This window comes from Stenotrophomonas sp. YJH_SMC_79, assembly GCF_059367995.1.
The window spans coordinates 606,958-620,550 of record NZ_JCAFRK010000001.1 but is presented as its reverse complement, the minus strand read 5'-3'; the positions used below and the strand labels follow the sequence as shown (position 1 = coordinate 620,550).

The 13,593-nt window shown below is 68.6% G+C and carries 10 protein-coding genes; 5 read left to right on the top strand and 5 right to left on the bottom strand.

The window, feature by feature from the left end; genetic code table 11:
- Both AC5P57_RS02955 and rnt read left to right on the top strand, forming a co-directional pair.
- Positions 1-522: an HvfX family Cu-binding RiPP maturation protein gene (locus AC5P57_RS02955; protein WP_142807616.1), complete on the top strand. Its 522-nt coding sequence runs from the start codon at positions 1-3 to the stop codon at positions 520-522.
- A 120-nt stretch (positions 523-642) separates the two neighbouring features.
- On the top strand, positions 643-1,293 hold the full coding sequence (gene rnt, locus AC5P57_RS02950) for a ribonuclease T (RefSeq protein WP_430542893.1): 651 nt from the start codon (positions 643-645) through the stop codon (positions 1,291-1,293).
- Between the two features lie 335 nt (positions 1,294-1,628).
- Here rnt and AC5P57_RS02945 read toward each other — a convergent pair whose 3' ends face one another.
- The 3 genes from AC5P57_RS02945 to AC5P57_RS02935 all read right to left on the bottom strand — a co-directional run bounded on the left by AC5P57_RS02945 (position 1,629) and on the right by AC5P57_RS02935 (position 6,977).
- Complete coding sequence (locus AC5P57_RS02945; protein WP_262236237.1) at positions 1,629-4,655, bottom strand: ligand-binding sensor domain-containing diguanylate cyclase; 3,027 nt, start codon at positions 4,653-4,655, stop codon at positions 1,629-1,631.
- A 177-nt stretch (positions 4,656-4,832) separates the two neighbouring features.
- Positions 4,833-6,242: an ATP-binding protein gene (locus tag AC5P57_RS02940; protein WP_262236236.1), complete on the bottom strand. Its 1,410-nt coding sequence runs from the start codon at positions 6,240-6,242 to the stop codon at positions 4,833-4,835.
- Between the two features lie 6 nt (positions 6,243-6,248).
- Positions 6,249-6,977, bottom strand: a complete 729-nt coding sequence (locus AC5P57_RS02935; RefSeq protein WP_005408779.1) for a response regulator — start codon at positions 6,975-6,977, stop codon at positions 6,249-6,251.
- 204 nt (positions 6,978-7,181) lie between these two features.
- Between AC5P57_RS02935 and AC5P57_RS02930 the strand changes: the two genes are divergently transcribed.
- From AC5P57_RS02930 to AC5P57_RS02920, 3 genes are read left to right on the top strand one after another with little or no spacing between them, the layout of a single operon-like run.
- A complete protein-coding gene (locus AC5P57_RS02930) occupies positions 7,182-8,426 on the top strand; it encodes an efflux RND transporter periplasmic adaptor subunit (protein ID WP_099551948.1) in 1,245 nt (414 codons plus the stop codon).
- Positions 8,423-10,381 (top strand): MacB family efflux pump subunit, encoded by a 1,959-nt coding sequence (locus AC5P57_RS02925; RefSeq protein WP_099551949.1) that lies wholly within the window; start codon positions 8,423-8,425, stop codon positions 10,379-10,381. Before AC5P57_RS02930 ends, AC5P57_RS02925 begins: the two co-directional genes overlap by 4 nt.
- On the top strand, positions 10,378-11,817 hold the full coding sequence (locus AC5P57_RS02920; RefSeq protein ID WP_262236234.1) for a TolC family protein: 1,440 nt from the start codon (positions 10,378-10,380) through the stop codon (positions 11,815-11,817). The genes AC5P57_RS02925 and AC5P57_RS02920 overlap by 4 nt, the downstream gene beginning before the upstream one ends.
- Positions 11,818-12,194: 377 nt before the next feature.
- On the opposite strand, the gene rlmB is transcribed toward AC5P57_RS02920, so the two are convergent.
- A complete protein-coding gene (gene rlmB / locus AC5P57_RS02915; RefSeq protein ID WP_005408775.1) occupies positions 12,195-12,938 on the bottom strand; it encodes a 23S rRNA (guanosine(2251)-2'-O)-methyltransferase RlmB in 744 nt (247 codons plus the stop codon).
- Between the two features lie 91 nt (positions 12,939-13,029).
- Complete coding sequence (locus AC5P57_RS02910; RefSeq protein ID WP_099551089.1) at positions 13,030-13,515, bottom strand: GFA family protein; 486 nt, start codon at positions 13,513-13,515, stop codon at positions 13,030-13,032.
- Positions 13,516-13,593: the final 78 nt, after the last annotated feature.

Below are 13,593 nucleotides of genomic sequence, written 5' to 3'. Positions count from 1 at the left end.
ATGAACCTTCCGCTCCTGGCCGCCGCGCGCGGCCAGCTGGACCGTCTCGCCCCCTGGTTGGCCCCGCTCGGCCTGCGCCTGCTGCTGGCCTGGGAATTCTTCGAATCCGGCCGCGAGAAGCTGCACGGGCAGAACTGGTTTGCCGACCTGCAGGACGCCTTCCCGTTCCCGTTCGACCAGCTGCCGGCCGGCCTGAACTGGCAACTCGCCACCTGGTTCGAACTGATCGGGGCGGCCTGCCTGCTGGTCGGCTTCGGCACCCGTTTTGCCGCCGCCAGCCTGCTGGTGCTGACCGTGGTGGCGACGTATGCAGTGCATTGGCCGATGGAATGGCATTCGCTGGGCGACCTCGCCATGGGATATGCCATCAGTGACCAGGGCTTTGGCAACTTCAAGCTGCCGGTACTGTTCATGGCGATGCTGCTGCCGCTGCTGTTCACCGGTGCCGGCAGGCTGAGCGTGGATGCGTGGCTGGCACGGTGGCAGCCATCGGGCACGACGGCACGGCCCGCAGTCCGGTAGATGCCGACCTTGGTCGGCGCGTCGTGTGCCAACCAAGGTTGGCACCTACCGGGTGCCACCACGGTGGCTGGCATGGGCTGCGTGGCCGGGCGCTCAGGATCGCTCTGCTAGAATTCACGCATGACTGACCCCACTCCCGCACCTGCCGCCGCTCCCGATTCCGCAGTACCCCAGGCGCAGCGCGCGATGTCACAACGCTTCCGCGGGTTCCTGCCGGTAGTGGTGGATGTGGAAACCGGCGGCTTCGACAGCCAGCGCAACGCGCTGCTGGAAATCGCTGCGGTACCGATCGAGATGGACGAGAACGGCCTGCTCTACCCCGGCCAGACCGCCAGTGCCCACGTGGTCCCGGCCGAGGGCCTGGAGATCGACCCGAAGTCGCTGGAAGTGACCGGCATCATCCTCGACCACCCGTTCCGGCTGGCCAAGGAAGAGAAGGCCGCGCTGGACCACGTCTTCACCCCGGTCCGCGCAGCGATGAAGAAGTACGGCTGCCAGCGCGCGATCCTGGTCGGGCACAACGCCCATTTCGACCTGGGCTTCGTCAACGCCGCCGTGGCCCGGACCGGCCACAAGCGCAATCCGTTCCATCCGTTCAGCGTGTTCGACACCGTCACCCTGGCCGGCATCGCCTACGGGCAGACGGTGCTGGCGCGTGCAGCCACGGCTGCCGGGCTGGGCTGGGATGCGAACGAAGCGCACAGCGCGGTGTATGACACCGAGCAGACCGCGCGGCTGTTCTGCACCATCGCCAACGCCTGGCCGCGGTAACGCAGCCAACGGCGGAGCCCCTCGTGGCGTGAAGCGAATCATCGGTTGGGCCGGACGGGTGGACTGCGCAGGGGACGCTGCAAGTACGTCCATGTAAGCTCGGTCGCCGCATCCATGCGGCTCACGCCCCTGCGCAGCCCACCCGTCCAGCCACGGACACGTTGCTGGGCGCCACGGAAAGATCAGAAAAGCAGGAGCAACAGCGGGTCGCTGCGCTCGTTGGGGGGCTGCCGACGACCTCTGTGGTGGGTCACTTCTTTGGTGGGTGCCGACCATTGGTCGGCACCGCCAGTTGGTACGGCACTCCAGTAGATCCACGCCACGCGTGGATGTGATCAACCGATGCTCGTGCGGTCGCGGCCGTCACTCTTGGCGCGGTACAGCGCACGGTCGGCGCGCTGGTACAGCAGCGCCGGGGTGCGGTCATCGGCATCCAGTTCCACCAGCCCTGCACTGAAGGTCACGCGCAGGCCCGCCACGCCGGCCCAGTCGGGGTGGTCATGGAACAGGCCGCGCAGGCGCGCGCACAGCTGCGCGGCTTCTTCCAGGCGGGTGTCGTTGAGCAGCAGCGCGAACTCCTCGCCTCCGGTGCGCGCGGGCAGGTCCGAGTCGCGGCTGGCGGCGGCGATCAACCGCGCCACCTGCACCAGCACGGCATCGCCGATGCTGTGGCTGTGGCGGTCGTTGACGTCCTTGAAGTGGTCGATATCCAGCACCACCAGGCACAGCGGGTGGCCACTGCGCTGCGAACGCGCGAAGTCGCGGGCCAGGGTTTCATCAAAGGCACGGCGGTTGGCCAGGCCGGTCAGCGCATCCTCGCGGGCCTGCCGTTCGAATGCCTCGGCCTGGCGTGCCAGGCGCTCGGCCAGTTCGGTCTTTTCCTGGTTCAGCGCCTGCAGGTGCACGGTCTTGGCCTGCAGGTCAAAGGTGGCTTCATCCACCCGCCGTGCCAGGCGCAGGTTGCTGGCCTTCAGCTGCTGCAGCAGCAGGCGGTACAGCACAACCAGCCCGACCAGCAGCAACAGCCCGCCCAGCAGCTGCACGCTGCGGCGCTGCCACCAGAACGGCTCCACCGTGAAGCTCCATACGGCTTCCTGCTGGCCCCAGGCCCCACCTGGATGCGCCGCCGACACGTGCAGGGTGTAGTCACCCGGCGGCAGGCCGACGAACTCGACACTGCGCTGCGGGCCACGCTCGACCCAGCCCGCATCCAGGCCATCAAGCCGCGTGCGGTAGCGGATCCGGTCGGACATCAGGTAGCTCAGGCCTACATAGCTCACCGCCAGACGTCGGCCGCCGGGGATGTAGTTGCGATCAGGGCCTTCCCAATGCACGGGTGCGCCATCCACCTGCACGCTCTCGATCGCTGCCGGCGGTGATGGGCGCTCACGGAAGCGCTGCAGGCGCTGCGGGTCGACGGTGCTCAGGCCACCGGCGGTGACCACCCAGAACGTGCCGTCCTGGCGCAGGATCGCCGATGGTCCGGAGCTGCCGTTGGCCTGTGCGTTGGCCATGCCGTCGATCTCGTTGTAGCGCTCCACCACTACGCGCGGTGCGCGGCCATCGGCCACGGCGTTGAGGGTGGCCATGTCGGTGCGCAGCACGCCGCGGTTGCTGCTGATCCACACATTGCCCAGGCGGTCCGGCACCAGCTGGAACACCGCATCCACCGGCATGCCCTGCTCCAGGCCGACGCGTGCCAGCTTTCCGTCGCGCCAGCGGTACAGGCCGCGGTCGCTGCTGACCCACATCGCATCGCCCAGCTGATGGAAGCCGAACACGCTGCGCCCCCCGCCCATCGGTGCCAGGTCGATCGACTGCACGTGGTCGCCACGCAGCACGCGGATGCCCTCGATGGTGCCGATCCACAGGTTGCCCTGGTGGTCATGCTCGAGTGCGGTGATGAGACCACCGGGCATGCCCGGGGCATTCGGCACCTGCACCCGGTCGCCGTCGATGCGTACCACGCCCTTCTGCGTACCCGCCCAGACCCTGCCCCGCGGGTCGACACTGATCGCGCGGATGTTGCCACCCGGCATGCCGTCGGCCGCCGCATAGTTGTGGCGGAGACTGCCATCGCGGCCCAGCCGGTAAACGCCATCGCCGAACGTACCGACCCACAGGTCGCCGTCCGGCCCCTGCGCCAGGCTCAATACCGATGGCGCCTTGCCACCGCGGTTGTGCAGGGGAACCGCGCGGAAGCGGCCATCAGGCGTCTGCAGATCGAGGCCACTGGCACTGCCGACCCACAGCTGGCGGTCGCGGTCCTCCAGCACCGTGCGCACATAGTCGCCACTGAGGCCATCGCGCTCGGTGTAGCTGCTGAACAATGTTTCGCGCAGGCGGTACAGGCCACCGTTGGCCCCCACCCAGATGCTGCCTTCGGCATCCTCGCGCAGACTGACCACGCGCCCGCCTGGCAGGTTCAGGCCGGCCGGCAATCGTTCCAGACCATGCGCCGAGATCCGCAGAAGGCCCTGGTTCTCGGTTCCCAGCCACAGGTCGCCGTGCCGGTCCTGCAGCATCGAGGTCATGTGCAGCTGTCCCGGCAACCGGTGCACAAGCACCAGCTGATCATCCTCCACGCGGTACAGGCGCTCGCCAGCGACGATCCACAGCGCGCCATCCGGAGCCCGGTACGGCCATGACAGGCCGGTGCCGGCCCCCAGGCCCCACGCGGCGGGCGCGCGCTTGAGCACGCCGTCGTTGTCGCGCAGCACCAGCCCGTCAAGCGTGCCGACCCACACCCGGTCCTGCGCATCGACCACCAGCTTGGTGAAGCTCATCGCCATCGGCAGGTCGGCGGCCGGGGCCTGGTAGACGATGCCGGTGTCCGGCGTCAGATAGCCGATGCCCTTGCCTTCATACAGCAGCCACAGGCGGCCCTGGCTGTCCATCTGCATGGACTGGATCAGTACCTGCGGGGTATCGGCCTGGTGCTCCCAGACACGCCACTGGCCGTCGTTGCCGCGGTGGCTGACGTTGCCGCGCGAATCACTGATCCACAATCCGCCCTGGCGGTCGACGAACAGCGCGCCGATGCCGTTGTCGCGCAGCCCCGGGCGGGTGCTGCGGTCGAACACGGTGAAATCGAGGCCGTTGTAGCGCACCAGGCCTTCCCAGGTGGCAAACCACAGGTGCCCCTCGGGGGTCTGCGCGATGTCGCGCAGCGAGTTGTGCGGCAGGCCATTGCGCGAGGTCCACACATCGATGGCGTAGTCGCGCAGTGGCGGTGCCCCCTCCTGCGCTGCCGCCGGCACTGCAAGTGCCAGCAGCAGCCACAGCAGGCCCTGTCGCAGCCATCGACCGATATCTGATCCGCAGCGCTCCGCCCAGCGCCCGATGTCCCCCTGTCCGGCCATCAGTGCAGCGGCGGCGGCCAGGCAGGGCTGCCGGGCCTGGCAGCATGCGGGAACTGCCGGGCAGCGCGGAACGGCATGCCGGCGGGAACGGGCTGGCTCATCGGGGGGAAACTGGGAAGATGCGCAGATGATAGGCCAAACCCGGCCCACGGCGTCACCATCGCCAGCCGCGAAGACTCAGCCCGCGCGCCCCGGCGGCGTCACCTGTGCACTGGCCGGCCACTGCACGACCGCCTCCAGTCCGCCTTCGGCCCGGTTGCGCAGCCACAGCCGCGCCCCATCCTTCTCGGCCAGCGCGCGCGCGATGGTCAGGCCCAGCCCGGCGCCGCCGGTTTCCCGCGAACGCGAGGTTTCCACCCGCACGAACGGGTCGAACACGGCCTCCAGCTGATCTTCCGCCAGGCCCGGGCCATCGTCGGACACCATCGCCGTGATCGCGCCGCCGCTGCGCTCCACCCGCACGCGCACGCGGTGGGCATACATCACGGCGTTGTCCACCAGGTTGGAGAACAGCCGATGCATGGCCAGCGGGCGCAGCATCAGCACCGCACCGGTGCCGCCTTCAAAGACCACATCCGCACCGCCCTCGGCGGCGTCTTCCACGATGCTTTCCAGCAGTGAATCCAGATCCAGCGCGGCGCGCTGCTCGGCGCTCTCGGCGCTGCGGGCCAGCTCCAGGCCTTCGCGCACCAGTGCCTGCATCGCCGCCAGATCGCCGATCAGGCGTTCGCGCAGCACCTCGTCGCTGACGTTCTCCAGGCGCAGGCGCAGGCGGGTCAACGGGGTCTGCAGGTCATGGGTGATCGCCGCCAGCATCTGCGTGCGTTCGGCCAGGTGCCGCTGCAGGCGGTGCTGCATGGCATTGAAGGCCTCGGCGGCGCGCTGCACCTCGCGCGGCCCGCGCAATGGCAGTGGATCGCGCTGCAGATCGTCGCCGAGATCCTCGGCGGCGGCCGCCAGCTCCTGCAGCGGCGCGCTGGCCATGCGCGCGACGATGTAGGCCAGCACCGCGATGGCCAGCACCAGCAGGGTCAGGAACCACGGGTCCACGGCCAGAATGCCGTTGTGGGCCACCGCCGGCGAATCCAGCGCCAGCTTCAGCAGCGTACCGTCGTTGAGCGTCACATCGACCGCGCGGCACTTGGGCGGAATGAAGGCCGGATCGCGCTCGCGCGGATGCCGCCGGTGCCCCGGCGGCGGTGGCGGCAGCAGGTCCTGCAGCTTGGGAATGCAGGAACGGAACGAGGTGAAGTGCACATGCGCGCGCGACACCGGGCCGGGCCGGTCATCCAGGACTTCCATCAGTGCGGTATCCGCCCGCCCCAGGCGCGCGCCGGGCTGCAGCGCACGCACGCTGGGCCCGCCGACCTCGAGCAGGCGCTCGCGCAGTTCGGGATTGCCATCGAGCAGGTTGACGTAACCCTGCAGGCGGTCGGCAATGCGGTTCAGGTTCTGCCGCTCGAACTCCTGCTGGCGTTTGGAGGTGGCCAGCATGGTTGCGCCGATCGCAGCCACGCTCATGCCCAGCAGCAGGATGACGAACAACCGCCCGACCATCGAGGACAGGAAATGGCGCAGGCGCTTCATGACGGCCTATTCCAGGTTCACCGAGGAGGCCAGCACGTAGCCTTCGTTGCGCACGGTCTTGATCAGGCCATCCGGACCACCATCATCGCCCAGCTTGTTGCGCAGGCGGCTGACCTGCAGGTCGATCGCGCGGTCCTGCGCCTCGTAGTTGCGGCCACTGCTGAGCGCCACCAGCTGCTCGCGCGACAGCACCTTGTTGGCATGGGCGATGAACACCCGCAGCAGGCGGAACTCGGCGCCGGACAGCACCACCACGCGATCGTCCGGGTCCACCAGGTGGCGATGCTCCAGGTCGAACACCCAGCGCGAGAACCGCGCGCGGCGCACCGCCAGCGGCTCCAGGTTGGCCGGCAGCGCCTCGGTCCGGCGCAGTACGTTGCGGATGCGCGCCAGCAGCTCGCGCGGTTCGAACGGCTTGGCCAGATAGTCGTCGGCACCCATTTCCAGGCCCAGCACGCGATCGATCGGCTCGGCGCGCGCGGTCAGCATGATCACTGGCGTGTTCGAGCGCGCGCGCAGGTCGCGGCACAGGGTCAGGCCATCTTCGCGCGGCAGGTTGAGGTCGAGCACGATCAGGTCCACGTGCTCGCGGTCCAGCAGCTGGCGCATGGCGGTGCCATCGGCGGCCGTGCTCACCTGGTAGCCGGCACGGCCGAGCTGTTCGGCCAGCAGGGTGCGGATGTCGTTGTCGTCGTCGACGATCAGCAGTCGATGCATCGTGTTTTCAGTCTCCATGTCGCGATCATCCCGTGTCGGCAGCTGAACCGCATCCGGGGCAATGCGTACCAGTGTATCCAGCCGCGGGCGGGATACCCGTGGTTACGCGTATTCACCGACAGTGTTACATAGAGACATACCCCGAGGATTGAGCGGCCCATCGCCCGGTCTTCACAATGCCCACCAACGCCGCCCGTGCGGCCCCGAGAGTGAAGCCACGACGTGACGTTCCGCCTGTTGCCCGCGACCCGCCGGGGTCGCCTGATACTGATCGCCCTGCTTGCCCTGATTGTTGCCGTGGCCGCCTGGTGGCTGCTGCGCAGGCCCGCCGCCCCGGCCGTAGCGACCACGCCGGTCAGCCGCGGCGACATCGAGCAGACCGTGGACGCCACCGGCGTGATCGACGCCTACAAGCTGGTCAGCGTCGGTGCGCAGGCCTCCGGCCAGATCAAGTCGCTGAAGGTGCAGCTGGGCGACACGGTGAAGGAAGGCGACCTGATCGCCGAGATCGACGCCACCACCCAGCAGAACCAGGTGCTCAACGCGCAGGCCTCGCTGGACCAGGTCACCGCCCAGCGCGCCGTGCAGCAGGCCACCCTGCGCCAGGCCGAACTGGAGTTCGCGCGCCAGCAGCAGATGCTGGCCGCCGAGGCCACCTCGCGCCAGGAATTCGATGCCGCCGAGGCGCAGCTGAAGACCGCCCGCGCCCAGCTGCAGTCCTACGAGGCGCAGATCAAGGGCCGCGAAACCGAGCTGGGCACCGCCCGCGCCAACCTGGCCTACACCCGCATCACCGCGCCGATGGATGGCACGGTGGTCGCGGTGGTGGCCGAGGAAGGCCGCACCGTGAACGCCAACCAGACCGCGCCCACCATCGTGATGCTGGCGCGGCTGGACGTGGTCACGGTCAACGCCGAGATCTCCGAGGCCGACGTGGTCAAGATCAAGGCCGGCATGCCGGTGTACTTCACCACGTTGGGCGACCCGGACCGCAAGTACCACGCCACCCTGCGCCAGATCAATCCGGCGCCGGCCTCGATCGCCAACGAGAATTCGTCCAGCTCCAGCAGTTCGTCCAGCTCCAGTTCCAGCAGCGCGGTCTACTACAACGCGCTGTTCGACGTGGAAAACCCGGACGGCACGCTGCGCATCGACATGACCGCGCAGGTCTCGGTACTGCTCAAGCAGGCCAAGGGCGTGCTGATGGTGCCAGCGGTGGCGCTGGGGCCGAAGCGTCGTGGCGATGAGCGCATGGTGCGGGTGCTGGACGACAAGGGCCAGCCGCAGCCGCGCAAGGTCACCGTCGGCATCAACAACGGCGCCTCGGCCGAGATCCTGTCCGGGCTGAAGGAAGGCGAGCGCGTGGTGGTCGGCGAGGCCAACGCGGCTGCGGCCGGTGCCGGTGGCGGGACCCGTGGCGGCATGCAGATGCGGGTCGGCGGCCCGGGCATGGGTCCGCGCCGATGAGCACGACGGCGCCGCTGCTGCGCCTGCGCGACCTGCGACGCGAATTCCCGGCCGGCGACGATGTGATCGCCGTGCTGCGTGACGTCAACCTCGACATCCACGCCGGTGAGATGGTGGCGATTGTCGGCCAGTCCGGCTCGGGCAAGTCGACGCTGATGAACATCCTCGGCTGCCTCGACCGCCCTACCCGCGGCAGCTACCAGGTGGCCGGCCGCGAAACCGGCAGGATGGAGCCGGACGAACTGGCTGAACTGCGCCGTGAGCATTTCGGCTTCATCTTCCAGCGCTACCACCTGCTGGGCGACCTGGACGCGCGTGGCAACGTGGAAGTACCCGCGGTGTATGCCGGCAGCCCTGGCCCGGTGCGCAACGCGCGCGCCGAGCAGCTGCTGCAGCGGCTGGGCCTGGGCGATCGCATGCACCACAAGCCGGGCCAGTTGTCCGGCGGCCAGCAGCAGCGCGTCTCGATCGCGCGTGCGCTGATGAACGGCGGCGAGGTGATCCTGGCCGATGAGCCCACCGGTGCGCTCGACACGAAATCCGGCGAGGAAGTGATGGCGATCCTCGGCGAACTGCATGCCGAAGGCCACACCATCATCATCGTCACCCACGACATGAGCGTGGCCCAGCACGCGCAGCGCATCATCGAGATCCGCGATGGCGAGATCATCGCCGACCGCGCCAACCCGGAGGCGCCGACCTACCGTGCGCAGCGCGAAGCCAGCACCGGCGTTGCCCACGGCAACAGCTGGCGGGCGGCCCGGGATCGTTTCACCGAGGCCTTCCGCATGGCCCTGCTGGCCATGAACGCGCATCGGCTGCGTACCTTCCTGACCATGCTCGGCATCATCATCGGCATCGCCTCGGTGGTGTCGGTAGTGGCGCTGGGCAATGGCTCGCAGCAGCAGATCCTGCAGAACATCAGTGCGCTGGGCACCAACACCATCGACGTCTATCCCGGCCGCGGCTTCGGCGACATGCGGTCGGCGCGCGTGCAGACCCTAAAGGCCAGCGATGCCGATGCCCTGGCCAAGCAGAGCTACGTGGACAGCGCCACCCCGAGCGTATCGACCTCGGTCACCGCGCGCTACCGCAACCAGTCGTCCACCGCGCAGGTCAGCGGTGTCGGCGAGCAGTTCTTCCGGGTCAAGGGCGTGACCCTGCTCAGTGGCAGCTTCTTCGACAGTGACGCAGTGAAGGGCCTCGGCCAGGTGGCGGTGATCGACGAGAACACCCAGACCCAGTTCTTCCCCGATGTCGATCCGGTCGGCCAGGTGATCCTGCTCGGCAACGTGCCGGCACGCGTGGTCGGCGTGGCCAAGCGCCAGAGCTTCGGCTTTGGTGGCAGCACCAGCCTCAGCGTATGGGTGCCGTACACCACGGTGATGTCGCGCATGCTCGGCCAGAGCCACGTCTCCAGCATCACCGTGCGCGTGGACGACAGCACGCCGATGGATGCGGCACAGGAAGCGATCACCCGCCTGCTGACCCTGCGCCACGGCACCGAGGATTTCTTCCTCAGCAACAGCGCCGAGATCCGCGAGACCATCGAACAGACCACGCGCACGATGACCCTGCTGATCGGCGCCATTGCCGCCATCGCGCTGCTGGTCGGCGGCATCGGCGTGATGAACATCATGCTGGTGTCGGTGACCGAGCGTACGCGCGAGATCGGTGTGCGCATGGCCGTGGGCGCGCGGCAGAGTGATATCCGCCAGCAGTTCCTGATCGAAGCGGTGCTGGTGTGCCTGCTCGGCGGCGTGCTCGGCATCGGCCTGGCCTTGCTGCTGGGCTCGATGATCGGCCGCTTCGCCAGTGACTTCCAGGTGCTGTTCTCCACCGCCTCGATTGTTGCCGCATTCGCTTGCTCGACGCTGATCGGCGTGGCGTTCGGCTTCCTGCCCGCGCGCAATGCCGCGCAGCTCGACCCGGTGGAGGCCCTGGCCCGCGAATGAAGATGATGACCCGACTACCCTTCCCTGCTCCCTCGCGCCTGCTGCTGGCCGGCGCCGTCCTGCTCGCGCTGTCCGGTTGTGCGTCGGTCGGCCGCTATCCCGTGCACGATCCCGATGTGGCGGCCACCTACGGGCGTGGTGATGCCACGCTCAATGCACCGGCCGACGACCCGCGCAGCAGCCTGGATACCCCCGGCCGCGACATTCGCCAGGACAGCTGGTGGACCGGCTTCGGCGATGAGCGGCTGGACCGCCTGGTAGCGCAGGCATTGGCCGCCAACAGCGACCTCGCTGCCGCCGGCCTGGCCGTGCAACGCTCGCGCCTGCAGGCCGGGCTGGCCAGCAACGCGCTGTGGCCACAGCCTTCGTCGTCCGGCATCAGCGGCAATACCAGCCGCGCCACCGACCAGGCCGACGACTGGCGCCGCAGTTATTCCACTGGCGTCTCGCTGGGCTGGGAGGTCGATCTGTGGGGCCGCCTGCGCACCCAGCGTGACATCGCCCGCTGGGAAGCCGAGGCCAGCGAGGAAGACCGGCAGAACACCGCGCTGCTTGTGATCGGCGACACCATCACCCAGTACTGGAACCTGGCCTACCTCAATCAGTCGATCGCCACCGGCCAGGCCAACCTGGAGCGCCTGGAGCGCACCCGCGAACTGGTGCAGGCCCGCTTCGAGGCCGGCGCGGTATCGCGCCTGGAAGTTCGCCAGGCATTGCAGAACCTGCAGTCGCAGCGCTCGGCGCAGAGCGCGCTGGAACAGCAGCGGGTGGAGGTGCGCAACGCCCTGACTGTGCTGCTGGACGGCACGCCGTGGCCGCAGCAGGACGAACCGCAGGACCTGCTGGGCGCACACAGCCCGGGCATCAGCGAAGGCCTGCCGACCGACCTGCTCGGCCGCCGTCCCGACCTGCGCGCGGCCGAACTGCGCCTGCGCAACAGCCTGAAGACCATCAAGGTGACCGCCACCCAGTACTACCCGGCCCTGAGCCTGACCGGCAGCCTCGGCTCCAGTGCGACCTCGCTGGGGGATGTGCTGCGCAACCCGGTGGCCACGCTGGGCGCGGGCCTGTCGCTGCCGTTCCTCAACCTGCAGCGCGCGCAGCTGGATACCGATATCGCCGGCACCGCCTACCAGATCGCCGCCACCAACTTCCGCAAGACGCTTTACACCGCGCTCTCGGAAGTGGACAACGCGCTGTCGGCCCGCGAGCAGCTGGTGCGCCAGGTAGCCGCCTCGCAGGCGTCGTATGACGAGGCGGTGGAAGTGGAGCGCGCACAGGAAGTGCGTTACCGCGTGGGTGCCACCGATCTACGGACCTGGCTGGAAGCGCAGCAGACCCGGCGCGACGCCGAGCTGTCGCTGGCACGCGTGCGCCAGGGGCAGCTGAACAACGACGTCACCCTGTTCAAGGCGCTGGGCGGCAGCGCGGGGTAAGGCGATGCGGGGCAGCGCCCCGCACCCGCCGAAGCGACGGCAACGGCAACGTCAACGTCAAAAGCTGGCTTCCTGTGGGACGGCGAGGCGGGTCCGGTGGCAGGGGACGCCGTGAACCCGTCCATGGGGGCTTGGTCGCCGCATCCATGCGGCTCACACCCCTGCCACCGGACCCACCCCGCCCTCGACCGTCTCCGCGAGCTGTCGGAATCTGCTGCTGATGCTTGGTGCCGGCCGTTGGTCGGCACGGGCCCTGATCCGGTTCTGCTCTGGTAGGTGTCGACCTTGGTCGACACGATCCTTCCGATCAAAAAAATGGGTCAGATCCCTTCTTCCGTAGGAGAGGGATCTGACCCCGATCACGTCGCGCCAGCCGATCAACCGCGCTGTCGCACGGCCTCGAACAGGCTGACGCCGGCGGCGACGGACACGTTCAGGCTCTCGATCTCGCCCGGCATCGGGATCTTGACCAGGCCATCGCAGTTTTCGCGGGTCAGACGGCGCAGGCCATCGGCCTCGCCACCCAGCACCAACGCGATGTTGCCCTTCAGGTCCAGCTGGTACAGCGAGGCGGTCGCTTCACCGGCCAGGCCATAGATCCAGACGCCCTGCTTCTGCAGGTCCTTCAGGCAGCGCGACAGGTTGGTCACCGCCACCACCGGGATCAGATCGGCGGCACCGGCCGAGGTCTTGCGCACGGTGGCATTGACCGTGGCCGACTTGTCCTTGGGAATGATCACTGCGGTCGCACCGGCCGCAGCGGCCGAGCGCAGGCAGGCGCCGAGGTTGTGCGGGTCCTGTACCTCATCCAGCACCAGCAGCAGGGCCTTGCCCTCGGCTGCAGTGACCAGGCCTTCCAGCTCGTTCTCGCTGTAGGTACGGGCGGCGGCATAGCGCGCGGCCACGCCCTGGTGGCGCACCGAACCGCCCACGCCATCCAGCGCCTGGCTGTTCACCTTGCGCACGTCAATGCCCTTGCGGCGGGCGTTTTCCTCGATCTCGGTCAGGCGCGGGTTCTTCGCACCGGCCTCGACCAGCACTTCGCGGACGTTCTCGGCGTCGTTCTCGATGGAGGAGGCGACGGCGTTGACGCCGACGATCCACTGGCTGTTCTTGCTCATGCGGGCGGGGACCGGAAAGGGGGTGGCTATGGTAGAGCATCGGCGGGCCGGGTGCTGCGGCAGCCCAACGGCCGCCGGGCATGGCCCGGCGCTACCCGCGCGTGCGCGGCGGCCAGTGCGGGGTGTCGTGGTCGGGGTGCTGGTGGGACACGATCGTGGCCAGGAAGTCCAGGGCCGCGATGTCCTCCTCGGTACGACGGGCCGGCAGGCTGGACAGCGTATCGACGAAAGGCAGCTTGCGCTCGACTCCGTACTGGATCGTCGGCGGCAGCCGCTCGGGTTCGTCAAAGGCACCGGCGGCCACCGCCACGCCGTCCGGGGCCTCGTAGGTCAGCGGCGTACCGCAGTCGGCGCAGAAGCCCCGGCGTACCACGTTGGACGACTGGAAATAGCGCGGCTGGCCGCGTGTCCAGCTGAACTGCACGCCGCGCACCGAGACCAGCGGAGCGTAGTAGGCACCGAAGGCTTTCTGGCACATCCGGCAGTGGCAGATCGAACTGTCGGTGAGCGCGCCGCGCGCCTGGAAGCGGATCGCGCCGCACTGGCAGCCGCCGCTGTATTCGGGTTGGCCCTGCATTGCTGCTTTCCTCCGGAAGATCGTGTCGACCAAGGTCGACACCTACCTGATGAGCGGTGCCGATACGGTGGGTGCCAA